General features: G+C 39.5%; 20 protein-coding genes. 14 read left to right on the top strand and 6 right to left on the bottom strand.

From position 1 onward, the window contains the following. Positions 1-34 precede the first annotated feature (34 nt). Genes LVD15_RS16620 through lpxK form a run of 3 tightly spaced genes read right to left on the bottom strand, consistent with a single transcriptional unit; the run spans position 35 to position 3,648 of the window. Entirely contained in the window at positions 35-640 is a 606-nt protein-coding gene (locus LVD15_RS16620) for a MiaE family protein (RefSeq protein WP_233776341.1), read from the bottom strand. Next, positions 633-2,594, bottom strand: coding sequence for a putative porin (locus tag LVD15_RS16615; protein ID WP_233776340.1), 1,962 nt, complete (start codon positions 2,592-2,594; stop codon positions 633-635). The genes LVD15_RS16620 and LVD15_RS16615 overlap by 8 nt, the downstream gene beginning before the upstream one ends. Before the next feature lie 22 nt (positions 2,595-2,616). Further along, a complete protein-coding gene (gene lpxK / locus LVD15_RS16610; RefSeq protein ID WP_233776337.1) occupies positions 2,617-3,648 on the bottom strand; it encodes a tetraacyldisaccharide 4'-kinase in 1,032 nt (343 codons plus the stop codon). 81 nt (positions 3,649-3,729) lie between these two features. Between lpxK and LVD15_RS16605 the strand changes: the two genes are divergently transcribed. From LVD15_RS16605 to LVD15_RS16595, 3 genes are read left to right on the top strand one after another with little or no spacing between them, the layout of a single operon-like run. Further along, on the top strand, positions 3,730-4,827 hold the full coding sequence (locus LVD15_RS16605) for a Nif3-like dinuclear metal center hexameric protein (RefSeq protein WP_233776335.1): 1,098 nt from the start codon (positions 3,730-3,732) through the stop codon (positions 4,825-4,827). Between the two features lie 5 nt (positions 4,828-4,832). Then, the gene (locus LVD15_RS16600) at positions 4,833-5,612 is read left to right on the top strand and encodes a zinc ribbon domain-containing protein (RefSeq protein ID WP_233776334.1); all 780 of its coding nucleotides are present in this window, start codon (positions 4,833-4,835) and stop codon (positions 5,610-5,612) included. A gap of 26 nt (positions 5,613-5,638) precedes the next feature. Beyond that, a complete protein-coding gene (locus tag LVD15_RS16595) occupies positions 5,639-7,096 on the top strand; it encodes a tetratricopeptide repeat protein (RefSeq protein ID WP_233776332.1) in 1,458 nt (485 codons plus the stop codon). Positions 7,097-7,099: 3 nt separating this feature from the next. Here the strand turns inward: LVD15_RS16595 and LVD15_RS16590 are convergent, their stop codons facing one another. Next, positions 7,100-7,717: a histidine phosphatase family protein gene (locus tag LVD15_RS16590; protein ID WP_233776331.1), complete on the bottom strand. Its 618-nt coding sequence runs from the start codon at positions 7,715-7,717 to the stop codon at positions 7,100-7,102. Between the two features lie 47 nt (positions 7,718-7,764). Here LVD15_RS16590 and LVD15_RS16585 point away from each other — a divergent pair, with 47 nt between their 5' ends. The 11 genes from LVD15_RS16585 (at position 7,765) to LVD15_RS16535 (ending at position 24,968) form a co-directional block, all read left to right on the top strand. Further along, positions 7,765-8,187 carry a hotdog fold thioesterase gene (locus LVD15_RS16585; protein WP_233776330.1) on the top strand — a complete coding sequence of 141 codons (423 nt, stop codon included), beginning with the start codon at positions 7,765-7,767 and terminating at the stop codon, positions 8,185-8,187. A 4-nt stretch (positions 8,188-8,191) separates the two neighbouring features. Then, entirely contained in the window at positions 8,192-9,379 is a 1,188-nt protein-coding gene (locus tag LVD15_RS16580; RefSeq protein ID WP_233776328.1) for a chorismate-binding protein, read from the top strand. Further along, positions 9,380-11,095 (top strand): 2-succinyl-5-enolpyruvyl-6-hydroxy-3-cyclohexene-1-carboxylic-acid synthase, encoded by a 1,716-nt coding sequence (gene menD, locus LVD15_RS16575; protein WP_233776326.1) that lies wholly within the window; start codon positions 9,380-9,382, stop codon positions 11,093-11,095. 7 nt (positions 11,096-11,102) lie between these two features. Then, on the top strand, positions 11,103-11,927 hold the full coding sequence (gene menB, locus LVD15_RS16570; RefSeq protein ID WP_233776324.1) for a 1,4-dihydroxy-2-naphthoyl-CoA synthase: 825 nt from the start codon (positions 11,103-11,105) through the stop codon (positions 11,925-11,927). Between the two features lie 122 nt (positions 11,928-12,049). Next, positions 12,050-15,508, top strand: a complete 3,459-nt coding sequence (locus LVD15_RS16565; RefSeq protein ID WP_233776322.1) for a TraB/GumN family protein — start codon at positions 12,050-12,052, stop codon at positions 15,506-15,508. Positions 15,509-15,839: 331 nt separating this feature from the next. After that, entirely contained in the window at positions 15,840-17,159 is a 1,320-nt protein-coding gene (locus tag LVD15_RS16560; RefSeq protein WP_233776320.1) for an IS110 family RNA-guided transposase, read from the top strand. 1,233 nt (positions 17,160-18,392) lie between these two features. After that, positions 18,393-19,712 (top strand): IS110 family RNA-guided transposase, encoded by a 1,320-nt coding sequence (locus LVD15_RS16555; RefSeq protein ID WP_233776319.1) that lies wholly within the window; start codon positions 18,393-18,395, stop codon positions 19,710-19,712. 311 nt (positions 19,713-20,023) lie between these two features. Next, positions 20,024-20,908 carry a putative metal-binding motif-containing protein gene (locus tag LVD15_RS16550; RefSeq protein WP_233776318.1) on the top strand — a complete coding sequence of 295 codons (885 nt, stop codon included), beginning with the start codon at positions 20,024-20,026 and terminating at the stop codon, positions 20,906-20,908. 293 nt (positions 20,909-21,201) lie between these two features. Then, positions 21,202-23,526 (top strand): zinc-dependent metalloprotease, encoded by a 2,325-nt coding sequence (locus tag LVD15_RS16545; RefSeq protein ID WP_233776317.1) that lies wholly within the window; start codon positions 21,202-21,204, stop codon positions 23,524-23,526. Positions 23,527-23,529: 3 nt separating this feature from the next. Beyond that, complete coding sequence (locus LVD15_RS16540; protein ID WP_233776316.1) at positions 23,530-23,892, top strand: hypothetical protein; 363 nt, start codon at positions 23,530-23,532, stop codon at positions 23,890-23,892. A gap of 41 nt (positions 23,893-23,933) precedes the next feature. Next, positions 23,934-24,968, top strand: a complete 1,035-nt coding sequence (locus LVD15_RS16535) for an AMP-binding protein (RefSeq protein ID WP_233776315.1) — start codon at positions 23,934-23,936, stop codon at positions 24,966-24,968. A gap of 81 nt (positions 24,969-25,049) precedes the next feature. On the opposite strand, the gene LVD15_RS26895 is transcribed toward LVD15_RS16535, so the two are convergent. Continuing rightward, on the bottom strand, positions 25,050-25,181 hold the full coding sequence (locus tag LVD15_RS26895) for a hypothetical protein (protein WP_255763290.1): 132 nt from the start codon (positions 25,179-25,181) through the stop codon (positions 25,050-25,052). A gap of 371 nt (positions 25,182-25,552) precedes the next feature. After that, a complete protein-coding gene (locus LVD15_RS16530; protein WP_233776314.1) occupies positions 25,553-25,993 on the bottom strand; it encodes a hypothetical protein in 441 nt (146 codons plus the stop codon). Positions 25,994-26,249 lie beyond the last annotated feature (256 nt).

Genomic DNA, 26,249 nt, shown 5'->3' with positions numbered 1-26,249 from the left:
AAACAGTTGATGAGATGCATTATTCAGTTCATGATTAATGCATCCTGTCACCTCTTACTTCAAGGTTTTTAATTATTTCAGCTTCGCCTTCCAGAATCTCCTTCCATCTTTTAATCACCACTTCTTCGGGCAAATAGGTCTTAGCTAAATTTAAAAAGTTCTTATAATGTCCTGCTTCTGACACCATGAGCTCATAGTAGAATTTCTGCAGCTCTTCATCAGGAATATATTTCCACAAAAGCCTGAAGCGTTCACAGCTGCGGGCTTCTATCAGCGCATTGATCAGTAGTTTTTCTACCAACTGCTGCTCTCTACTACCGCCTTTTTTTTCAATTTTCGCCAACTTAGCTACGTATTCATCCTTCCTTTGTGGTCCCAGTTTGTAACCGCGCTTCTTCATCTCGTCGAGTACACGCTCAAAATGGCTCCATTCCTCTGCCACCACAGGAGTGAGCATATCTACTAACTCCTCTTTTTCAGGATACATCACTATTAAAGAAATACATGAACTAGCCGCTTTCTGCTCACAAAAAGCATGATCTATTAATATTTCTTCAATATTTTTCTCTGCAATATTAACCCAACGAGGGTCTGTGGGTAGCTCAAGTCCTAGTACTTGTTTTGCTGCTTCATCAATCATAAAAAGCCCATTTAAATCCAAAGTCAAAAATACTGGTTTGCCCTATATAATAAGGAGTGGCAAAATAACCCCGGTCTCTTACAAGCTCTAATAGGTTATTATATTTTAGGAAGAAGCGGCCACGATTAATCTTAGCATTGATAAAGAAATCAATCACAGGGAAATCAGGTACTTTAAAACTAGACTGCGTATAATATTGCATAATAGCAGGATCATAGCCATTAGCATAATAGCTGGAGTGCCAGTGAACATCAAATCCGACTTGCCACTCTAAATTACCTTCAAAAGAAATGTCATGATAAGAGATTTGCGCATTACCAAATAACTCAGGCACATTAATAGCGCCGGCAGAGCCTCCACTTACATTACTATAAATACCTAATCCATTAATATTAAATCCTTTTCCAAAGTTATAGTCAAACTCCAGCTTAGCCTTCACTACGCTAATATCACCAGAAGCCTGTTCCGGCAGCACGGTTTGTTCGCCCTCCTCTACATCAGTATTCTGATTGAAATAAATGTAATTAGTTAGCAAATTATACTCTGCTGAAGGCTTCACTCGTAAAGGGCCTACTTTCAAATTTAACCCTGAAGATACACGAGATGATATTGGTGAATCGAAGCTCTCTATCCATTCATCATGACGGCCCAAATAAGCTCTTTGCACATAGCCTGGTAAGTATTTAGTACTGTACCCTTCAGCAAAGAACCAGCTATTTCTTATTTCTCCACCTACTTTATATTCACCTCCCAGCTTATACTCACCAAAAGCCTTTACATAACTCACAGAATCATTACCGAAGCGTAGATTAAATCCGGCATAATTCTCCAGGTAATCAGTATCAAAATTAAGCTCGCCTTCATTAATGTATTTATACTCAAAGTCTACATCTCTGGCCTTATAGTATAAGGTATAAAAGCCTTTGCCAATATCTCCTTTAACCCCCAGCTCATGCTGCCTGTACACTAATTTAGATCTGTCTTTTACATTTACTGTATCGCCTACATCAATATAATTATCAAACGGACGCAGGTCTCTATCTTCCTGAGACTCATCATCAATAAAGTCATTTTGCTGCTTATACCTATCATACTGATGGTAGATCTGTAAATAATCACTGAGCTGATACTGATGATATAAATGGTAATTAGTCCTCAGCTCATCAGTTTCTGCACCGGCTAATACCGTTTGCCTTCTGTCTTCATCAAAATAGATATACCCCTCTGGCCCTTGGTTGAGCACTCCATTTTCTGTTACATCATCTCTGAATATACCTCCATATTCATCTACATTATGCCTGTTTCTCACAAAATTGGCTAGCAAGCGGTATTTTCCATCTTTCGTTTTATAGTGGCCATAACCTGTATAATAAGTTCCTTCCACATTTCTATCTCCCCTACGTACCCGGAGAATCTGCTTATCTATATAAAGTCCTCTGAAGTCGAAACCAATGCCAGCACGCTCATCAATATTACGGGCATAGGTCACTTCTGTAATCGCTCTTCCCTGTCCACCCCAGGTTACTCCAAGGTTAGAGTAAGGTGACTTAGTATCATAATAACGAATCTGATCAGGCCCTCGATAATAAAGGTCATACACATTAAAACCTGAAGTGGCTCCTATCTGAGTAGGAAGTAAAGGATAAATAGGCTGGACTGCCGTTCCTATATTTCCTAAATCCTGATACAAATTATTTTCCTTTACGGTATACTGAAACTTGTGCATGTCATACACAGAGGTATCTATAGTCCAATAATGAGGCATATTGAACTTAATATTTTCTTCAAAAGTATACCGGGTAGTGGTAGGCCCATAGATTTGCTTGGTGGAATCATCTAAAATTTCAGAGCCTATCCTTTCCTGTCTTTCTTCTTCTGGTATTTCTATCTGACTAAATCCTTTGATAGAAAGGGTAAATAGAAGAAGTATAATAAATATTGATCTTAACTGCACGCTTAAAATTAACTAATAAGTACTAATTAGAATAAGAGATTATTGAATTCAACACGGTTTCATCAAATGCCTTGCCACCTTTTACAAAGGTAGTCTCTATTGGTAAATAAAATAGCGGAATATCAATTCCTTTAGTATCCAATAAGGGTTTCAGCTTTACAAAGTCCTTTTCTGTAGTAAGAATAAACTTCTTTTCAGCATTTAGCTGATTAAAAGTATCTATAACCTTATCAAGATCTGATGCTCTGTATTTATAATGGTCTTGGTAAATGATTTCATCAGCCAAACGATATTTTTCTGATACATATTTTCTTAACCCAGTAGGATTAGCTATGCCACTAAGTAACAGCACCTCTCCTTCGGCCTTTTCATCTGCCCCATTCCACCTGAGCGGCTGGGCATATGTCACTGTACTAAAAGCAATGAGGGCCTGACTATTATATTTTCTGATATTATCTTCGTACTCCTGATAAGCAATTTCCTCAGGACATTTAGTTACTACTATAATATCTGCTCTATCTGCTCCTTTTCTGCTTTCTCTTAACCTACCGGCAGGCAACAGATAATCATTATAAAAAGGCCTATTATAATCTGTAAGCAGAATGCTCAAAGAAGGCTTTACCGGCCTGTGCTGAAAAGCATCATCCAGAAGAATCACCTCAGTGTCTGGAAATTCGGCCAATATAAAAGGTATGGCCAGCGCTCTTTCCTCACCTACTGTTACGTGCATATCTTTAAACTTACTATAGATTTGAAAAGGCTCATCTCCAACCGTAGCTGCAGAATCATCTTTTCCTGCCACTAAAAAGCCTTTGGTTTTTCGGCCATAGCCCCTACTTAAGGTAACCAGATTTTTCTGGCTCAGTAATCTGATCAGGTACTCCACCATAGGAGTCTTTCCGGTGCCTCCTACTGATAGGTTGCCCACAGAGATAACATTAGCCTCAAATAAGAATGACACTTTATAACCTGTGTTGTACATATAGTTACGCACACGGGTAATAGCATCATACAAAACAGCAAAAGGATACAGCAGTACCGTTAAAAAACTCATGCGCCAGTGATGTGATTATGAAATTCCATAACTTTGAACGATTAATATAACCGTCCGAAATTACCGCAAATTTGGCCATTTATGACGAAAATAAAAGACATCATTCAATATTTAGAAACAGTAGCTCCTTCAGCCTATCAGGAAAGCTATGATAATTCGAGACTTATCACCGGAAATGCAGAAGATGAGGTGAGTAATGTGCTCATTACGTTAGACACCACAGAAGAAGTAGTAGCGGAGGCTATTGATAAAAATTGCAACCTGATTGTTTCTCATCACCCCATTATATTTAAAGGCTTAAAATCACTTACCGGCAGTAATTATGTGGAACGCACAGTGATCAAAGCCCTGAAAAATGACATAGCTATTTATGCCATTCACACTAACCTTGATAATGTATCTCAAGGCGTAAATAAGAAAATATGCGAGAAATTAGGCTTACTAAATACACAGGTGTTAGTTCCTAAACATGACACACTGAGTAAGCTCGTTACTTTTATTCCTAAAGAAAACACAGACGCCGTGCTTGATGCCATACATGCTGCCGGCGGTGGTAATATTGGCAATTATGATAACTGCAGTTTTAAAGTAGAAGGCACTGGCACCTTCACTCCTAATGAAGCCGCTCAGCCTCACATAGGCAGCAGCCATACCAAAGAGTACGTAGCTGAAGACCGTGTAGAGATTATTTTACCCTCTTACTTAGAAGGCAAGATCATAAGTGCCTTACAGCAAGCACACCCGTATGAAGAAGTGGCCTACTATCTGAGCAGTGTAAAAAACAAAAACCAAGAGGTAGGATCAGGAATGATCGGAGAACTTTCAGAAAAAATGGAACCTTTTGAGTGTTTAAAATATTTAAAGGATAGGATGGGACTTACATGCATAAGACATACTAAACCTGTAAAAGATAAAATATTCAAAATTGCAGTTTGCGGTGGCTCAGGGAGCTTTTTACTACCTCACGCCATCCGATCCGGAGCTGATTTATACATCACTGCGGACTTTAAATATCATGAATTTTTTGATGCTGAAGACCGAATTACGATAGCTGATATTGGTCATTATGAAAGTGAAGTATACACAAAAAATTTGATATGTGAGATATTAAGTAAAAAATTTACTAAATTTGCACTCAATTTATCGGAAACTGTAACAAATCCAATTAGCTACTTATAGATTACATGGAAAACACAAGTGTTGCACAAAAACTCGAGGCTCTCGTAAAATTACAATCCATTGATTCAAAGCTTGATGAAATAAAGAAATTAAGGGGCGATTTACCTGATGAAGTTCAGGATCTTGAAGACGAAATAGAAGGTTATAAAACCAGACTTGGAAGGTTCAACACAGAACTGGAAGAGTTAGAGCAATCCATAAAAGACAACAAAAACGGAATTAAGGACGCAGAGAAACTGATTGCTAAATATAGCGAGCAGCAGAACAATGTTCGTAATAACCGAGAGTACGATGCCATTACCAAAGAGGTAGAGCTACAGCAGTTAGAAATCCAGATTCTGGAAAAGAAAACTAAAGAAGCTCACGAGGCCATTGAAAGGAAGAAAGGCGAAATCGAAAACATTAACGAAGTGATTTCTGAGCGAAGTGCTGATTTGGAAAACAAGCAGCAAGAGCTTAAAGAGATTCTCGAAGACAGCAAAGACGAAGAAGAAAAGTTACTGACTGACAGAGAGAAAGCCGGAAAGAAAATTGAGCCTAAGCTATTCAAATATTATGAAAAGCTAAGAGCCAACTTATCTAACGGTTTAGCTGTAGTTACTGTGAAAAGAGGAGCTGCTGAAGGATGTAACATCGTTATTCCTCCGCAAAAAATTGCTGAGATCAGAGAAAAGAAAAAAATCGTAATAGATGAGCACTCAGGTCGTATCCTTGCTGATGTAGATATGGAATCATTAGAAGAGGAGAAACCTAAGAGAACAACTAGAAGAAAGAAAAAAGCATAATTTTGGCTTTAAGAAACAGAATTCTTTTGAAGAAAAAGGTAAGTTGGTTGACTTACCTTTTTTTATTGTTCATCAGTTTTAATTCTTGGGGTTCAGACCTCTCCTTTTCCTCGCAAGAGGCTAAAGCATATCATCATATTCTTTCTCTCCGTTTTGATGCGGCCACTCCCTATCTCACCAAAAAAACTGCCGGGGTAGTCTATCTTGAAAATTTAAAAGAAAGCCTTAAAATCATTTTCTCAGAAGATTCCGATCTCTTTAATGACTTTAAAGATGATTTTGAAGATAGGTATGAATATATTGATGACCTCTCCACCTCCTCTGCTTATAAAAAGTTTTACCTGGCCGAACTGAGGCTTCACAGTGCTTTTGTCCACCTGAAAATGGGTGCCGAGTGGGATGCGGCCTGGGATTTCAGAAAAGCGTATAAACTCATAGAAGAAAATCAGGACGAACACCCTGACTTCCTCCCCAATTACAAATCACTGGGCATGTTACACATCATGCTAGGCTCAGTACCTTCCAAATATCAATGGATTCTACACCTTCTGGGCATGAACGGCACTGTAGAAGAAGGCATAGAAGAAATTAACAAACTAGCCCAGTCTGGCAATACCTTTCAAAAGGAAGCTGAAGCCATCAGATGTTTATTAAAGTCATACCTTCTCAATGAACAAAAAGAGGCCATTGAAGAATTTAAGAAAGTATACGCCTCCTCATCAGATAATCTACTATTTGGGTATCTATATATGTCATTGCTTATGAAAGCCTCTCATGGGCAACAAGCATTGAACCTTTATCACAAGCTTACAAACCTATCCGATGGTTACTATACTTTAAACATTCTTCACTACAGCGCGGGCGAGGTATACCTGCAAAAAGGAAATTATAAAAAGGCGCAGCAAGAGCTCAAAACCTTTATTGAGCATAACACCGGCAAAAACTTACTTAAGGATTCTTGGTACAAATTATTTCTTTCTTACTGGCTCAGCGGAGACAGTTCCTCGGCCAAAGAGGCATTTGACAAAGCCAAAAACACAGGCTCTACTGTAGCTGAAGCAGATAAGCACGCTGACAAAAGTCTAAAAAAAGACAACTATCCTAACCAGACCATCATGAAAATACGGCTTAGCACGGATGGAGGATTTTATGAAAGAGCCAAACAGTTACTCAACCAAAAAGCAGAGCTTAGTACTGATGAAGAAAAAACCGAATATACCTACCGAAAAGCGAGATTATACCACAAAACAGGAGATTTAAAAAAGGCCATTGATCTCTATAAAGAAACGATAACCATGGCAGGCAGCCAACCCTGGTATTATGCTCCTAACTCTTGTCTGCAGTTAGGGTATATTTATATCATCAAAAACAATGAAGCTGAAGCTAAAAAATACTTCGAAAAGGTATTAGAGTATAATAACTACGAATACAAAACCAGTATTACCAATAAAGCGAAGGCCAGTCTTAACGAATTAGAAGACTAACCTTTATGCCTGAAGGTGGCAGATATCATTAAAGTTCTCAATTGAAAACATGGAGCCGGTATAAGATAACTTGTACAGACACAAGTTAGAATGCTCAAACAGATCCATGCAATGCAAAGGGTAATTTAGCATTTGGCACAAGAACACGCGCATAGCTCTACCATGCATACAAATAAGAATCAGCTCTTCATCTTCCTTAGAAAGGATATGTTCTAAAGCCACCTTTTGCCTATCAAACACATCTTGCGGGCTTTCACCACCTTCTATTCTTAAAGTAGTATTACCATTTTGCCACTCTCTGATCACACTATGATAGTATGCATCTTCTTCAGGAGTAATCTTCATTCCCTCTCTGGTTCCCCAGTTAATCTCATTTAACCCAGAAAGTTGTTCGTGAGGCAAGCCCAGATCTAAAAATTTTTGAACTGACTGTACGGTTCTTTGTAAGGTAGAAGTATAAACTTTATCAAACGGAACATCTTTATAAGTCTGAAAAAAGCCTTCAGCCTGCGTTCTACCAGTTTCATTGAGAGGTGCATCAATCCCACTACCCTGCACTACTCCTCTCAGGTTATAATCTGTTTGACCGTGTCTTACTAAATATATTTTTTTGCTTTTCAATTTGTCCGTATTTTTGGCGGCAAAAATAACCTTTTTTATCAATAACCATGATGAATACAGAGATAACCGTAGAATCACTCAACAAAATGAGTAAAAACACTATGATGGAGCATCTCGAAATAGAGTTCACCGAGATAGGAAAGGATTTTATTAAAGCCAAAATGCCGGTAGACCACAGGCATCATCAGCCTTTTGGGTTATTACACGGGGGTGCCAGCGTAGTACTGGCGGAGACCTTAGGCAGTGTAGCTGCTCAGTGTTCGGTAGATAGCTCCAAATATGCTTGTGTAGGATTAGATATTAATGCCAATCACATCAGAGGTGTAAAAAGCGGCTATGTTTATGGTATCACCACCCCGATGCACATAGGCAGGTCTACCCAGGTATGGGAAATTAAAATTACAAATGAACAGAATGAGCTCGTATGCATTAGTAGAATAACCATGGCCATTCTGGAAAAGAAAAATTAATGATTTGATAGTTTCGGATAATATTAAACAACAGTCTGCAGAGCAAGTAATCAGTTCTGCACTTGATTATTGTAGAAGAGAGGGATATTCCATAGCTATTTGGAAACACCCGGAGGAGAGTAGCATAGAGCTGATGGTAGATTTTTCAAGTGACATTCAGCCTGTTGACAATCCGCTAGAACAAAATGTAGAGGGATTTCTGCTGAGCCCATTCGACAAAAAGGCTCCAGCATACCTGATCAAGGCTAATCTCCATATTAAATGGGAAGATTTCAGCATAAGAAAACAACCAGGGTTGGAAATAAGCAATAAGGCTGATGAGCTGCTACAGCATATTTCTAAACCTCAAAAAGCTACCAGCAACAACAGTGAAAAAATAAAGGTGATAGCCTCTGATGAAGAAAGGAGCAAATTCATCAACCTATCTAATGCGGCCATAGCAGCCATCAAAAATGGTCAGTTCTTAAAGGTAGTTCCCTCCCGTAAAAAGGAAATTCTATTACCTGAAGGCTTTGATTTAGGACTTAACTTTATAAAGCTATCTAAGGCCTACCCTACTGCATTCGCCTCTTTAATTTTTACTCCCAAAACAGGCATTTGGATGGGCGCCACCCCTGAGCTACTTATTAACGAAAAAGATAACACCTTCAGAACTGTAGCACTTGCCGGCACTCAAAAGTACGACCCTGAACTTCCGCTAGCACATGTAGCGTGGAGACAAAAAGAGATAGAAGAACAGGCGTTAGTAGCTAGATATATCATCAACTGTTTTAAAAAAATTCGCCTTAGAGATTATACTGACATAGGGCCAAAAACCGTAATAGCAGGCAACTTACTCCATTTAAAAACCGAGTTTATTGTAGACATGGAGGCCACTGGCTTCCCCGGTCTGGGAGACACTATGCTCAAGCTACTACACCCTACCTCTGCTATTTGTGGCATGCCGCTGGCACCTGCTCAAGAGTTTATCAAAGAGAATGAATATTATGACAGAAGTTATTACAGTGGCTACATTGGCCCTGTGAACTCAGAAAATGGCTCTTCTCTTTTTGTAAACTTAAGGTGCATGTCTATAGATGCTGACAAAGCCACTTTATACGCAGGAGCAGGAGTAACGGAAGACTCCATCCCGGAAGATGAATGGGAGGAAACAGAAATCAAAATGAATACAATTCTAAATATTATAGGATAAGTGGACCTCAAGCCTGTTTATAATATCGCTGAAATATGCGCTCAATTAGGAGTTACCGAAGCTATCTTATCACCCGGCTCTCGTTGTGCTCCACTCACAGTGGCTTTTGCACGCCATAAAGACATTAGGTGCCGTACCATTACCGATGAGCGCTCAGCCGCTTTTATAGGCATGGGTATAGCCCAAAAAACAAAAAGGCCTACCGTGTTAGTCTGCACCTCAGGGTCTGCAGCCTACAACTACGCTCCGGCTATTGCTGAAGCCTATTTTCAACAGATACCATTGATAGTCATTACCGCCGATCGCCCGCCAGAATGGATCGATCAGCTCGACGGGCAGACCATCAGACAGCAGAATATCTATGGACAGCACATTAAAAAAAGCTATCAACTGCCGGTAGATCTGGAAAATGAAAATTCAGAATGGCATGCTTACCGAACAGTATCAGAAGCTGTAAACCTAGCCAATCAGCTTCCCTTTGGCCCTGTACACCTGAACATTCCATTCAGAGAGCCCTTCTACCCTGCGCCGGGAGAAGAAGCGGAGTATGATACTAACATCAAAGTGACGAATCATGTAAAAAGCATTACTGATTTACCGCACATTGAGTGGGTTAGAATATCAGAAGAGTGGAAAAAATTTAAGCGAATACTCATAGTAGGTGGACAAGATTATGCTAACGAGGCACTCAAAGCTCCACTTTCTAAGATTATAAAAGACCAAAAAATACCCGTAGTAGGTGATATTATATCCAACTTGCATGGTATTGAGGATGTAATAAAACGTTCTGACCTTTTTCTTGGCCAAGACAAGCCCGGCCTGCATGAAAGCATGCAACCTGAGCTACTAGTTACTTTTGGCAAATCAACTATTTCTAAGAACCTAAAGCTTCTATTAAGAAAATACAAACCACTGGAGCATTGGCACATACAGCCTTCTGGTTATGTGGCTGATACTTACCAATCCTTAAGCAAAGTGATTCCGGTAAACCCAGTTACCTTTTTCAAAAAAATAGCTGAGCGAGAGCATCAGGAGAGCTTTGGCAATCAGAAGCAGGAAAACTTCTTTTATATATGGCAAATAGAAGAGAGAAAAGCTCAAAGACAAACTAATACTTTCTTCCCTTACGAAAGCTGGGGTGAGTTTGAATGTATAAAAGAAACTATACAGCAGCTACCCGCTGGTTCTCACCTGCATTTGGCCAATAGTATGGCGGTAAGATATGCTAACTATGCAGGCTTAGAAAAGCCTGATGTTGAGGTATTTGCTAACCGAGGGACCAGCGGCATAGATGGCAGCAATAGCACCACCGTAGGTCATTGCTTAAGCTCTGATCACCTGAATATTCTCATTACCGGTGACTTGGCCTTTTTCTATGATCGTAATGCTTTCTGGCATAACTACAAAATGCCTAACTTACGTATTCTTTTACTTAACAACCATGCTGGGGGTATTTTTCGCATTATTAACGGCCCTTCTAAACTCCCTGAGCTAGAAGAATTTTTTGAAACCAAACAGCAACTCAATGCCAAATTATTAGCACAAGAGTACGGTTTTGAATATCTTAATTGTGATAAAAAGACTAAATTCAAGAACTATCTGAAATCATTTCTTGAAGATGATGGTATACCCAAAATCATGGAGATAGAAACCAATAGCGCTACAAATACTGAAATTCTAAAAACCTTTAAACAGACTTATAAAGACTTAAAATAATTTAGATATGGGAGAACAAAGAAAATGGGAAACCATCAAAGAATATTCGGATATCAGATTTGAGTTATTCGATGGTATAGCCAAAATAACTATCAACAGACCTCAGGTTTACAATGCCTTCCGTCCGGAAACCAACATGCAAATGATTGAAGCGATGGATATTGTACGAGAAAGACAAGATATAGGCGTAGTACTACTTACCGGAGAAGGAGACAAAGCTTTCTGTTCTGGAGGAGACCAAAATGTAAAAGGCGTAGGTGGCTATGTAGGTGAAGATGGCGTACCTCGATTAAACGTTCTAGATCTGCATAAACGCATAAGAGAGTTGCCTAAGCCGGTTATTGCCTTAGTAAACGGTTATGCCATTGGCGGAGGCCACGTATTGCACGTAGTGTGTGACCTTACTATCGCTTCAGAAAATGCTCGTTTCGGACAAACAGGCCCTAAAGTAGGTAGTTTCGATGCCGGATTCGGCTCTTCTTACCTGGCTCGCCACGTAGGCCAAAAGAAAGCCAGAGAGATATGGTTCTTATGTAAGCAATACACTGCTGCTGAGGCAGAGCAAATGGGCATGGTAAACAAAGTAGTTCCTTTAGAAAGCCTGGAAGATGAAGGCGTAGAATGGGGACAAACCATTATGCAACGTAGCCCTATGGCTATCAGAATGCTAAAAAGAGGCCTTAATGCTGAGTTAGACGGACAAAGAGGTTTAATGGAGTTTGCTGGTGATGCCACTATGATGTTCTACCTGATGGAAGAAGCTCAGGAAGGCAAAAAGGCTTTCTTAGAAAAGAGAGATCCTGACTTTAAGCAATTCCCTAAATTCCCTTGATTTAGTGTAAAATCATTAAGCCAACAACCATTCATAAATTCGTGAAATTAAATATTGTTTTATAAATAATTTCACAATAATTTTAGCTCAAATAATATTTTTTTCGACTAAAATTAAGATTTATGAGTCGTTGTTGGTTTTCCCTACTTTTTGCAATTCTTATTGCCCTACCTTCTACCCTACTAGCCCAGTCTAATGACAATTATAGCTTACTGTGGCGAATAGAAGGAAATGAACTCACAGAGCCTTCCTATTTATTTGGCACCATGCATGTTAAAGATGCCCGAGCTTTTAACTTTAGCGATTCCGTAATGCTCGCTATTCAACGCAGCCAGTCGTTTGCCCTTGAGCTGCACCCAGACAGCATGATGAATGGCATTTTCAATAAATATTTTGAAGATGACAAGAACTTCCAAAAGTTGTTTGATAACGATGAATATGAAGCCATCGACAAGAAATTGCAGGAAGAAAAAGGCTACGGGTTAGATCAATTGAATGTTAAAAACCCGATTATCCTCAAATCACTACTTACCCCTAAAGAGGATAAGCAAGATGATAAAAGCACCTTTGTAGATGCTTATTTATATGGCATAGCCAAAACACTCAATAAAAACATTCATGGTCTGGAACAAGTAGAAGACCAAACCAAAATCTTTTATGACGCTCCCCCAGAAGAGCAGAAAAAAGAGATAGTAGATATTCTTAACTATGACACAGAGAGCTATGCTAAAAATCTGGAGTCTATGATCAACATATACAGTACGGGAGACTTAAGATCTATAGAAAAAATGGTGGAATCACATATTGATTCTATCTTCATCAGCAGAAATATAGTAATGACCAACAGCATGGTTAAGCTCATGTCTAAGACTCCGACTTTTGCGGCTGTAGGCTGCGCTCACTTGCCCGGGCAAGCCGGCCTCATCCAAATGCTTCGGGATAAAGGATATAAAGTATCCCCAGTACGTGCCTCATTTACAGGAGTAGCTGATAATTTCAAAATAGATCCCACACGAATACAATGGCAAACTTACAGCGATGATTACCTGGGCTACTCCATGCAGATGCCCGGAAGCCCTATTCCCGCAGACATATTCCCAGGACTCAACATGATGATGTATCCTGACCTGATTTCAGGCAATGTATTCTTCCTAATGACTATCGATATGAGCGGAACCAGCAAAACAATAGAAGCAGGTGACATTACTGATTCGTTTATTGAAGGATTCAAAACCAAAAACAGCTTCGATGTTAAGAGTAAAAAACGCCTCAATATTAACGGTGTAACCGCTTATGAACTTGAAGGATCTGCTAAGAGTGGCAATATGCTCATGCGTATCATCGTACAAAACAACATTGTTTTCTGTCAGTTCATTTCCACAGATGGTCTTCACAACATCCCTAAAGAATTATCAGAAAGATTCTTTAAATCGTTTAGATTTTTTCCTCCAAAAGAAAGAGCTAACGCCGATTGGATCACCTTTAGCAATGAAACTGCGGGCTTTGAAACCAAGATGCCTTTCGAACCCAGAGAATCAGAAAAAGTATATGAAGACAACAATGGAGTAGTGAAAATGTATTTAGCTTCAGACACCCGCAATATGTCTAACTACCTCATCGCTTATAACGATTATCCATTAGGTTATTTCCTGGAAGACCCGCATGAATTGTTCAAAAACTTTGAAGAGGAATATAAACAAATGGGCACCTTGCTGAGTAAACCAGACAGCATCTCTCTACAAAACTATAAAGGTATGCAGTACAGAGTTTCTTATGATAACAAGTACTACATAATAGCCCGGATATACATACGTGGTAATCGCGTTTATAAAGTTATACAACAAAACTTAAATGCGGGGGAAAACAACTTAACTGAGAATGATTTTTTATCAAGCTTCAGCTTCACTCCTTTAAAAGAAGATTCACTTATCCATTTTAGTCCGGAGGGCGAATCATTCTCATTCCAATTCTTTCCTGAATGGAAAGCTGATAAAGATTCTACCATAGACTATAACACTTACTCCAAAACTACAGACACCTACTTCCTTAAATCACCCAACACAGGTGGCGCATATTATATGGAATACAATGAGCTTTCTGAGTATTTCAAAATCAACCATGTGGATACTTTTTACACTCGATTAGCTGATAACCTGCTTAGCTGGAATGATTCACTGGTACAACAGAAAAGCATCACTATTGATGGCCTCCCAGGCACAGAAATTGTGGTTTTAGATAAAAACACAGGCATTAAAAAAAGAGAAAGGATATGGTTAGATGAAAATCATCTCTTTTTTGCGGTCTCCTTCACCTCTGATGATCAGATGTTCAGCCCTACTAACAATCAGTTTTTTGAATCCTACTCAAACCCTAACCGAAATCATGACTTTGATATGTATAGCTCTAAAACCCATGCTATACTTGAAAGCCTTGCTTCCACAGATAGTGTCACCTATAAAAAAGCGTTGGGAGCTTTAAATTATTATGAATTTACTACTGAAGATTTACCTGCCATTTATCAGGCAATAGAAAAAACATATGCACCAGACTCTATTTCAGATGAAATTAAATCAAGTCTTATTCAGGAAATAGGCATACTGGCAGATTCTTCTTCCATAGAATTTTTACTCACTTATTATAAAAACGAAAGTGCTACTGATGTCATAAAAACCAATATTTTATCTCAATTACAAAATTTTGATAATTACAGCACAGAAGAATATCTAACCTTATTAACCGAAAATCCACCCCATACACTTGATAACGATTCATGGAAGATACTAAACCCTCTTACTGACTCGCTGGCACTTACAAAGCATTATTTTGCTGAAATTTTGCCCCTTCTTGATTACGAAGATTATCGTTACGAGCTATTATCTACAGCCCTTACTATGGTGAATGATAGCGTGTACAAAGATTTTATCACCAGCCAAACACCAGCACTTCTTAAATATGCCTTTGATGATTTAAATGACTATATAAGCCGCATGGAAGCGGATACTTCTGAGAACTTTTATGCCTATGATGGTACCGTAAATCAGTATTTGCTTTTACTAAATAAGGTAAGTGCACCACAGCTCACTGATGATATTACTACAAAGCTTCTAAAACACCAGAAAGAGGGCTGGATGCGCACCAATTCCATCACCGCCAGAATTTATAATCATCTGCCTTATGACAAAAAGGAAGTAGATAACCTCATGGAATCTATGAATACCCGATATGCCGTAATGCAAAGCTTTAAAAAGAGTGGTCAGGAATCCAAAATTCCGAAGAAATACAAAAAAGCTGATACATTCGCCAGAACTTGCCTATATGAATACCTAAGCTACGAAGGTGAAATCCCTGACGAAATAAAGATACTTGGCACCATAAACATTGACAATAGCACGGTATATGTATTCTCTTGTAAATATGAGGATTACGAAAACAGCTACCTGGCACTTTCGGGCTTTTACACTGAAGAGAATCCATTAGACTTTAAAGGCAACCAATCTTACAGCACCTGGGAAACCGTAGAAGATGACTGGCAAAAACAAGCCAAAGAGTACATACAAGACCTGCGCGATTATGGGTATTAAGTTTGATTATTCAATTTAATTAACTTTTAGCACTCGAAGCTTCGAGTGCCTCAGCTTGACCTCAGGGTGTGTACCACCAACAGAACCAAAGTCAGCCTGAGACCTAACATTTGTTTCAACCGCACAAAAAGAAATGACGTTAAGAATAGAAGTGGCCTGTACAATATAGCCGAACCTGGCATAGTGCAATTTGCCTGTCCCTGAGCATGGTTGGATAGAAAGGAGTCACAAAGTATGGTACTTCCTTGTTTTATAGGAATGTCCGATTGGTAGTCTGTCGTGTACAATATTTCATCCTACAGGTCTTTGTTTAACTTTTAGAAAATTAGTCATGAAAAAGATGAGAGCAAATGCTGCAGGCATAGATATAGGAGCCAAGCACATTTTCGTATCCGTAGAAAACAAGGATGTTCGTGTTTTTGAGACTTTCACTGAAAGTTTTCGAGAGGCATCGTGCTATTTATTATCAGAGGGGATCCAGACAGTGGCTATGGAAGCTACGGGTGTTTACTGGATTATTCTTTATGAGATTCTTGAATCAGCAGGTTTGGATGTCTGGTTAGTAGATGGGCGCCAGACAAGACAAGTACCAGGTCGAAAGACTGATGTAAAGGACTGTCAATGGATTCAGCAACTCCATAGTCATGGTTTATTGAATCGCTGTTTTGTTCCCGATGCACAAGTGAAGGAAGTTCGTGCTTACCAGCGCTTGAGAGAAGATCATCTGAGAACAGCCTCTATGCATGTAAATCATATGCAAAAGTCACTAATAGAGATGAACATTCGACTCAAAGAAGTGCTCAGTCAGATACATGGCGCCAGTGGTCTGGCGATCATAGAAGCCATCCTGGCAGGGGAACGTGATGCCCAAAAGCTCTTATCCCTGTGCCATAGCAGTATTAGAGAAAAGAAAGCCTCTCAAGTCATCAAGGCACTTTCAGGCTATTATACCGAGTCAGGGTTATTTGCTTTGGGACAGGCATACAGTGGTTACAAATTTTATAAACAACAAATACTGGCATGTGACCAAAAACTGGAAGAAGTCATGAAGCGGTTCAATAACTACGATTCAGATATGGAAAGCAAAAATGAAATAGATTCTGTTAAAGATCGAAAACCTGTTAGACATAATAAACCTGATATAGACCACTTAGGAGGACACCTGCTCAAAATCTTTTCAGGCAAAGATGCTACGTATTTACCGGGTATTACCGATTATACCTGGCTACAATTGTATTCTGAAATAGGCATGGAACTTTGTAAGTGGCCCAGCGAGAAACACTTCACTTCATGGCTAGGATTATCTCCAGGTCAACACCAGTCTGGCAAGAAAAATAAAACCAGAAACAGAAAGTACAGGCCAAAGGCAGGACAAATATTCAGACAAATAGCCCAAAGTTTAATAGAAAGCAAAAAGATAGCACTGGGAGCTTTTGGGCGTAGATTGAAAAGCAAAAGAGGTCCAGGCATAGCCACTAAAGCTACCGCCCGAAAACTGGCCGTACTCTACTGGCGGCTTATGGTAAAAGGACTTGATTACACAGAACGGGGCATCAAAGCATATGAAGAAAAAATGCAGCTCCATAGAGAAAGATGGCTAGTAAAAACAGCTAAAGAATTAGGCTATGAGCTTGAACAAATACCTATTTAGTTATTACGTCATTGGTAGGCTCTCGAAGGATAGACTTTCTAATTACCTGTGAGTGCTTTTGCTGATTAACAAAAGTAAATTTAAAAACATTAAAGATGGGATTCCATAATACCGGCCTAAGCTTCGAGTGCCTCAGCTTGACCTCAGGGTGTGTACTATCAACAAAACCAAAGTCAGTCTGAGGCACTCGAAGGATAGACTTTCTACAATCTCATAATTTCCATTACTGATTAACAAAAGTAAAGTTGAAAACATAAAAGATAGGATTCCATTAAACCGGCCGAAGCTTCGAGAGCCTCAGCTTGACCTCAGGATATGTACTATAACAGAGCCAAAGTAATCCTGAGACTCTCGAAGGATGGACTTTCTACAATCCCATAATTTCAATTGCGGATTAAAAAAGTATACTTGAAAACATAAAAGATGGTATTCCATTAAACCGACCTAAGCTTCGAGTGCCTCAGCTTGACCTCAGGATGTGTACTACCAACACAACCAAAGTCAGCCTAAGGCTCTCGAAGGATAGACTTTCTTCCAACCCATTATTTCCATTGCGGATTAACAAAAGTTAATTTGAAAACATAAATGATTATATTCCATAATACCGGCCGAAGCTTCGAGTGCCTCAGCTTGACCTCTGGACGTGTACTATAACAGAAACAAAGTCAGCCTGAGGCTCTCGAAGGATAGACTTTCTACAATCCCAAATTTCCATTACTGATTAACAAAAGTAAAGTTGAAAACAAAAAAGATGGTATTCCATAATACCGGCCGAAGCTTCAAATGCCTCAGCTTGACCTCAAGGTGTGTACTATAACAGAACCAAAGTCAGCCTGAGGCTCTCGAAGGATAGACTTTCTACAATCCCAAATTTCCATTACTGATTAACAAAAGTAAAGTTGAAAACAAAAAAGATGGTATTCCATAATACCGGTCTAAGCTTCGAGTGCCTCAGCTTGACCTTAAGATGTGTACCACCAACAGAACCAAAGTCATCCTGAGACCTAACATTTGTTTCAACCGCACAAAAAGAAATGACGTTAAGAATAGAAGTGGCCTGTACAATATAGCCGAACCTGGCATAGTGCAATTTGCCTGTCCCTGAGCATGGTTGGATAGAAAGGAGTCACAAAGTATGGTACTTCCTTGTTTTTATAGGAATGTCCGATTGGTAGTCTGTCGTGTACAATATTTCATCCTACAGGTCTTTGTTTAACTTTTAGAAAATTAGTCATGAAAAAGATGAGAGCAAATGCTGCAGGCATAGATATAGGAGCCAAGCACATTTTCGTATCCGTGGAAAACAAGGATGTTCGTGTTTTTGAGACTTTCACTGAAAGTTTTAAAGAGGCATCGTGTTATTTATTATCAGAGGGGATCGAGACAGTGGCCATGGAAGCCACCGGCGTTTACTGGATCATCCTTTATGAGATCCTAGAATCAGCAGGTTTAGATGTCTGGTTAGTAGATGGGCGCCAGACAAGACAAGTACCAGGTCGAAAGACTGATGTAAAGGACTGTCAATGGATTCAGCAACTTCATAGTCATGGCTTATTGAATCGCTGTTTTGTTCCCGATGCTCAAGTGAAGGAAGTTCGTGCTTACCAGCGGTTGCGAGAAGATCATCTCAGAACAGCCTCTATGCATGTAAACCACATGCAAAAGGCGCTAATAGAGATGAACATCCGGCTCAAAGAAGTGCTCAGTCAGATACATGGCGCCAGTGGTCTGGCGATCATAGAAGCCATCCTGGCAGGGGAACGTGATGCCCAAAAGCTCTTATCCCTGTGCCATAGCAGTATTAGAGAAAAGAAAGCCTCTCAAGTCATCAAGGCACTTTCAGGCTATTATACCGAGTCAGGGTTATTTGCTTTGGGACAGGCATACGGTGGTTACAAATTTTATAAACAACAAATACTGGCATGTGACCAAAAACTGGATGAAGTCATGAAGCGGTTCAATAACTACGATTCAGATATGGAAAGCAAAAATGAAATAGATTCTGTTAAAGATCGAAAACCTGTTAGACATAATAAACCTGATATAGACCACTTAGGAGGACACCTGCTGAAAATCTTTTCAGGCAAAGATGCTACGTGTTTGCCGGGTATTACCGATTATACCTGGCTACAATTGTATTCTGAAATAGGCATGGAACTTTGTAAGTGGCCCAGTGAGAAACATTTCACTTCATGGCTAGGATTATCTCCAGGTCAACACCAGTCTGGCAAGAAAAATAAAACCAGAAACAGAAAGTACAGGCCAAAGGCAGGACAAATATTCAGACAAATAGCCCAAAGTTTAATAGAAAGCAAAAAGATAGCACTGGGAGCTTTTGGGCGTAGATTGAAAAGCAAAAGAGGTCCAGGCATAGCCACTAAAGCTACCGCCCGAAAACTGGCCGTACTCTACTGGCGGCTTATGGTAAAAGGGCTTGATTACACAGAACGGGGCATCAAAGCATATGAAGAAAAAATGCAGCTCCATAGGGAAAGATGGCTAGTAAAAACAGCTAAAGAATTAGGTTATGAGCTTGAACAAATACCTATTTAGTGTATTACGTCATTGGTAGGCTCTCGAAGGATAGACTTTCCAATTATCTGTGAGTGCTTTTGCTCATTAACAAAAGTAAACCTTCAATAGCTTTATTGGCTCCATTTCATCTCCCTAAATGTAAGTTCCAAAACCATTAATAAACGTAAAATTAACTTTTAATATAATCATTCATTTTTTTCATATGATTATATAACTATTTTAACAACATAAATAGAGCTCAAGGGAATTTCATCAAAATATCTTCATGTACCTTTTTTATATGAATTTAAATATTTTCATTGTGGGAATTTTTAAAACATTTAATGATTATGAAGAGACTTTTATTGTTTTTACCAGTACTCTTAGCTGGTTCATTCTTAATTTCTTGTGGTGATGATGATGACGCTTGTACCCCTACAACATGGTACAGAGACGCTGACGGTGATGGCTTTGGAGATGCCTCTGATATGCTAGAGGATTGCGTTCAACCAGAAGGCTATGTGATGGATAATACCGACTGTGACGACAGTAATGCTGACATCAACCCAGGAGCAGAAGAAGATGATTTTGATGGCATTGACAGTAACTGCGATGGCACCGTAGAAAGCATCATTATATGGACCGGCCCCAACCTTACCTTTAACAAACCAGACAGCGCTGACTGGACTGACCCTCAGTATCAGGATAAAATAACTGAAAAGGTCACTTTCACTCGTCAGCACAGAAGACAGCTATACAACTACCAATGGTGGCAGGATACCTTCTCTCAAGATGCAGATGATCAGGCTTTAAACGCTGAATTTTGGAACGACACTCCTGCAAATTTTGATTTCACTCCTACCGGTGGCACTAAAGGCGTAAAGTGGGCTTTACTTGATAATACTGGAGGAAGTGAAAACTGGGATCCGGATTTTCCTTTATATGGAACACTTGGAGACACCACTCATTTTTACAGTTTTCATAACATAGGCTCATTTGTGAGGTATCTTGAAAATGGAAGCAAAATCACCGAAGTGTTAGACAACTTTACCATTACAACCGATACGGATCAACAATTAACAGGCACCAGCCTACCTGATCTGGAAGGAAAAAAACTGGGCGTATGGCTAGTTGAAGAAAACATCTTCTTCACCCTTACCTTCACAAAGTGGGGTAGCGGAGACCAAAATCCTGGTGGAGGCTTCACCTACGAGCGATCTACCAAGCAATACTAACCACAGTTTAAGCTGCCTCTGCCCTCTCACAACAATCACTTCAGCAGCAATTTAACCTAACATTGGCAGAGGCAGCTTATCTCCTTCCTCACCCCTGAAAAGAATATTCAACCTTTCAAATCAAATTGATTATTATGCCGCCCTTTGAATCCCTATATTCAAAGTATGAAACAAACCGCATCGATATTTTTAATACTGATTGCTGTATTCGGCTGCCAAACCACTAAAAAAGCAACCAATACTTCATCTAAATCAGACTCAGAAAAAAAGAGAAAAAGCCTTATGAAAAAATAGTGTCTAAAAACACTCAGACTGATGAAGGGCTTTTCAAAATTCATATTAACGGAGAGAAAGTTTATTACGAAATACCTGACAGCTTGCTTAACACTGACATGCTGTTGATTAGCCGAATATCCAAAATCTCCCCTCGCTTTGGCGGTGGATACATCAACGCCGGCACCAAAAGAGAAGAGCAGGTAGTACAGTGGCAAAAGCACCAGAATAAAATATTATTAAGATCCATTTCTTACAATGCAGTAGCCAGCGACTCACTGCCCATTTATAAATCAGTAGAGTCAAACAACTACGCTCCTTCGCTTTACAGCTTTAAAATAGAAGCCTATTCCCCGGATTCTTCAGCATTAGTAGTAGAAGTAACAGATTTCTTCACTAAAGATGTACCCTCTATCAGCGGACTTTCTAATGAAATGAGGAAAGAGTACAAAGTAAAAAGGCTGGACTCTGACCGCAGCTTTATCCAATCAGCCAAGAGCTACCCGGAGAATATAGAAGTGAAACATGAAATGACTTATGTGGCCGATGAGCCGCCATCAAATCAAAGCTCCGGAACCATCAGCATGGTTATGAGCCAATCTATGGTTTTACTACCCAAAGAGCCTATGCAACCTCGTCTGCATGACGAAAGAGTAGGCTGGTTTACTGTAAGCCAGGTAGATTATAGCTCTGAGGCACTTAAGGCGGATCGTAAGACCTACATCAGACGATGGAGACTGGAGCCTAAAGACCCGGAAGCTTATGCCAGAGGTGAATTGGTAGAGCCCGTTAAGCCCATTGTTTATTATCTGGACCCTGCCACACCTATGAAATGGCGAAAGTATTTCAAACAAGGTATTGAAAGCTGGCAAGAATGCTTTGAAAGTGCAGGTTTTAAAAATGCCATTATTGCTAAAGATCCACCTACAGAAGAGGAAGATCCAGACTTTAGCCCTGAAGATGTGCGTTACTCTATTGTGCGCTATGTGGCTAGCACTACGCGTAATGCCATTGGCCCAAGCACCTCTGATCCTCGTTCAGGCGAGATCATAGAAAGTGATATCATCTGGTATCATAACCATTTAAGATCTTACAGAAACCGATTTATGCTGGAAACTGGAGCTGCTAACCCTGAAGCTCGCTCGCTAGACACCCCCGAAGAGCAAATCGGCGAAATGATGCGCATGGTCATAGCTCATGAAGTAGGACATGCACTGGGCTTACCGCATAATATGAAAGCCAGCAGCGCCTACCCTACTGATTCTCTCAGATCAGGCGCTTTCACTCAAAAATACGGCATAGCCACCACCATTATGGATTATGCTCGCTATAACTACGTAGCACAGCCAGGAGATGAAAACATCAGGTTTATTAGACAAATAGGGCCTTATGATCACTACGCCATCAACTGGGGGTACAGAGTTATACCCGAGGCCGACAGCCCCACAGCAGAGGAATCCACTTTAGACAGCTGGATAAAAGAAAAAGAAGGTGACCCTAAATACCTTTTCGGAAACGGATACGGCGGCTTCGACCCCACCTCACAGACAGAATGTATAGGAGATGATGCTGTAAAAGCCAGCAGCTACGGGCTGAGCAACCTTAAAATTGTAAGCAAAAATCTAATTGACTGGACTACTGAGGAAGGTGAAAATTATGAAGACCTGCAAGAACTGTATGGTGAGCTCACCGGCGTTTGGAGCCGATATATAGGCCATGTAGCCAAAAACATCGGTGGAGTTACAGAAACATTAAAAACAGCCGATCAAGCAGGTTTAGTGTACCAGCCAGTAAGTAAGGAACAGCAAAAAAGTGCCATGAACTTTATGATCAATGAAGCCTTTAGCACACCTGACTGGTTAATTAATGAAGATATCCTTAGACGCATAGAACATTCAGGTGCCCTGGAAAGAGTAAGATCTTTACAAGCCAGGCACCTCAATACTATTCTTAGCTTTGAGGTATTACAAAGATTATCAGAAGCAGAAGCCTTTATGGGATCAAAAACCTATACCGCGCTGAACATGATGGACGACCTGCAAAATGGCATATTCTTGGAGATAACACGAAATCAAAAAGTAGATGCTTACCGCAGAGACTTACAAAAAGCATATGTAGAAAGATTAGGGTATTTAATGACTAAAGAGCAATCATCGAGAGGGAGATACTACTCCGCTGGCACTGAAGTGGAAGTAGATCAATCAGATATTCGTTCATTAGCAAGAGGAAAATTAGTAGATTTAAAGAGAAAACTTCAAAAAAGTAATATAAGCGATAGAATGTCCTCATATCATGTGCAGGACCTTCTGGCCAGAATAGACTTAATTCTCAATCCTAAAGGGTGATATATGTTCGAAAAAAGGGAAATTTATCGTGCTATTGGCGAATTAGCCTATGTAATAGCTAAAGCTACCAACGGCTTACAGCCAGAAGAAAAGGCTGCTTTTATGCAAATTATAAAAGAAGAGCTTAAATTTGAGGCGTGGGCTGCAGAGAGCAGGTTTGAAATTCTGGATGAGAAAATTCATCCTACTATAGATCATGCCTATAACGAAGCACTACACGGACTGAAGTTATACAAAGAGCAACTTACACCGGAGCTCAAAACTACAGCCGTAACCGTACTTCGAAAAGTAGCCCAAGCCTGTGGTAACACAGAGATAGATGAATTTATACTGGACCGATTCGAGAGCGATTTAAAGAAGTTTTGAAAGACAATAACATTCCCGACATAATCATTAATAATAAAAGCATGGACCTGACTAACATTGGGTCCTTTGCTATTTCTAACCCTTTTGAAAACACAACTGTTTCTTTTATTAAAGATTGGCTCAGTGGCCAAAGCAGCTTCGAGCTACAGACTTCAGGATCTACCGGCACTCCTAAGAAGATAAAAATTAAAAGAAGCCAAATGGAAGCCAGTGCACGGCAAACCATGCAAGCACTAGGAATAACTCAGGGTAATGCCCTGGTTTGTCTGGACACCGCTTATATAGCTGGTAAAATGATGCTGGTTCGTGCACTCCTCCACCAAATGAACATCATAGCCGTAACGCCCGGTTCTAACCCACTGAAAGGCCTGAATACACAGCCTGACTTCGCTGCACTGGTACCTCTACAAGTAGAAACCATTCTGGCCGATGAAGAGAGCAAAAACATGCTTAACCGCATGCAGGCAGTAATCATAGGCGGAGCTCCGGTTAGCAATCATTTAGCTCAGCAAATAGAAAAATTACAAGTACCTGCCTATGCCACTTATGGCATGACAGAAACCGTTTCACATATTGCACTAAAACGACTTAATGGTTCTGAAAAAGATGATACTTATATCGCCTTTGATGAAGTACAGCTGGCGCTAGATGAAAGAGGTTGCCTTACTATACAATCAGCAGTAACCGATGGTGAGACTATTATTACCAATGACCGCGTAGACCTAAAGACTCCTCATACCTTTGAATGGCTGGGGAGAATAGATAATGTGATCAACAGTGGTGGTGTAAAAGTTCAAAGTGAAAAAGTAGAAAGGGCCATTGAAAAAATATTCAGCGGGTTAAGGATAACCCATCGTTTTTTCATTGCAGGCGTGCCTGATAGCACTTTAGGCCAAAAAGTGATTATGGTAGTAGAGTCTAATGCTTCATTACCCGAAACAGCGATTATAGATAAACTAAAACTTGCAGTGAATAAATATGAAATTCCTAAACAGATCTATTACATAGCTTCATTTGCAGAAACAAAAACCGGTAAGGTGAATAGAAGTGAGATATTGAAGGAAGTAAATTTTTAGGAAAGATCCGCACACCTTGGCGATTACAATGCCAGCCAAGGTGAACACGTTACAACAGATCTTCCCCTAATGTTTTCTCTACTAATCTTCAGGTGGTGTGTCTACGATATTACCTTCCTCGTCTACATAGGCAATCATTTCAGAAAGCTCCGCTCCTTTCAGGTTGTTTTCCTGACGTTCTTTCTTTTTTTCCATTTTTGCCTTTTTCTTCATCTCTTTTTCTTCTCTTTTTGCTTCTTGATAAAACTATTTTGCGATCTGCCCATAGGTATGATTTTAATTGAAAAATTGATTATCGGAGTCTCCGACAACCTGGAATGAATAAAATCAAATACTTGAAATGCCCTGGATATGATATGAAAAGGCTAAGTATGTAGAATGACCGTTAATTACGTTCCAGTTGCAAAGCTAGCGCTTTAATTATGGAAGAACAATTATATATGACTTTATTACCTAAGGAAATGAAAATAACTTACGTAAAGAAGGAAAATGTTGTTAGGTTTGGTGAGCTTTTTCAAGTAATGTGCTTTGGATAGGTATCACCTCCTTTGATTAATCCATTGTTTAATAATGAGAAACATGATTTAATTATTACCATTGGTATTTATTTTAATTTCTCTAATAATCTCAAAACGTTCTAATCCCTCTATTTCTGATACAGTTTCTGAGGCTTCAAAGTACTTTCCATTATCAATTATTATCCAAGTGTAAGGAAAATGAACCCTATCATAGAAGTCACCTGCCACAACGGCTCGGCATCTGTATTTTTCAGATATCTCTTTAGCAATTTTAACTTCTATGCCGTTATCTACGGCAGTTTTTTTCGGTAAGAAAATATCTATTTTAAAATTAAATTTTTCGTATTCTAAATCAGTAAATAACTGAAAAGACCCTACCTCCTTTTCTCGATTAGTCTCACTTTTAATTAAATCTTCAATATCTAAAAATGTGATGTCTGGAAATAATCTACCTAGTACCTCTATCACCTCAACAGATTTTAACTTTCGGTCAAGCCCTATATTCAATATATTCGAGATCATTTTATCTTTATAGATTAAAAAGCACTAAATATTCAAGCTCACTCAGAATTAAATCAATTATTTTCACCGTCCCCGCCATGCTCTGCATGGTGGCTATTCTTTATATCATTAGGCTTACAGTCAACGTCCCCTTACTTCCTGCATAGTTGAAAGTAGTAGTTATTAATCAGACTGTAGTATGCACTAGCATGACTTCTTTACACACGCTAGTTCAGGCAAATAACCCAAGTTTTCTAGATCA

The organism is Fulvivirga maritima (assembly GCF_021389955.1).
Lineage (GTDB): Bacteria > Bacteroidota > Bacteroidia > Cytophagales > Cyclobacteriaceae > Fulvivirga > Fulvivirga maritima.
The sequence above is the reverse complement of the archived record's forward strand: the minus strand, read 5'-3'. Positions and strand labels throughout refer to the sequence as shown.

Coding starts and splice junctions, on each gene's coding strand:
- LVD15_RS16620 (WP_233776341.1), bottom strand. CDS start 640: ATGATTGATGAAGCAGCAAAACAAGTACTAGGACTTGAGCTACCCACA.
- lpxK (WP_233776337.1), bottom strand. CDS start 3,648: ATGAGTTTTTTAACGGTACTGCTGTATCCTTTTGCTGTTTTGTATGAT.
- LVD15_RS16605 (WP_233776335.1), top strand. CDS start 3,730: ATGACGAAAATAAAAGACATCATTCAATATTTAGAAACAGTAGCTCCT.
- LVD15_RS16600 (WP_233776334.1), top strand. CDS start 4,833: ATGGAAAACACAAGTGTTGCACAAAAACTCGAGGCTCTCGTAAAATTA.
- LVD15_RS16585 (WP_233776330.1), top strand. CDS start 7,765: ATGATGAATACAGAGATAACCGTAGAATCACTCAACAAAATGAGTAAA.
- menB (WP_233776324.1), top strand. CDS start 11,103: ATGGGAGAACAAAGAAAATGGGAAACCATCAAAGAATATTCGGATATC.
- LVD15_RS16565 (WP_233776322.1), top strand. CDS start 12,050: ATGAGTCGTTGTTGGTTTTCCCTACTTTTTGCAATTCTTATTGCCCTA.
- LVD15_RS16560 (WP_233776320.1), top strand. CDS start 15,840: ATGAAAAAGATGAGAGCAAATGCTGCAGGCATAGATATAGGAGCCAAG.
- LVD15_RS16555 (WP_233776319.1), top strand. CDS start 18,393: ATGAAAAAGATGAGAGCAAATGCTGCAGGCATAGATATAGGAGCCAAG.
- LVD15_RS16550 (WP_233776318.1), top strand. CDS start 20,024: ATGAAGAGACTTTTATTGTTTTTACCAGTACTCTTAGCTGGTTCATTC.
- LVD15_RS16540 (WP_233776316.1), top strand. CDS start 23,530: ATGTTCGAAAAAAGGGAAATTTATCGTGCTATTGGCGAATTAGCCTAT.
- LVD15_RS16535 (WP_233776315.1), top strand. CDS start 23,934: ATGGACCTGACTAACATTGGGTCCTTTGCTATTTCTAACCCTTTTGAA.
- LVD15_RS26895 (WP_255763290.1), bottom strand. CDS start 25,181: ATGAAGAAAAAGGCAAAAATGGAAAAAAAGAAAGAACGTCAGGAAAAC.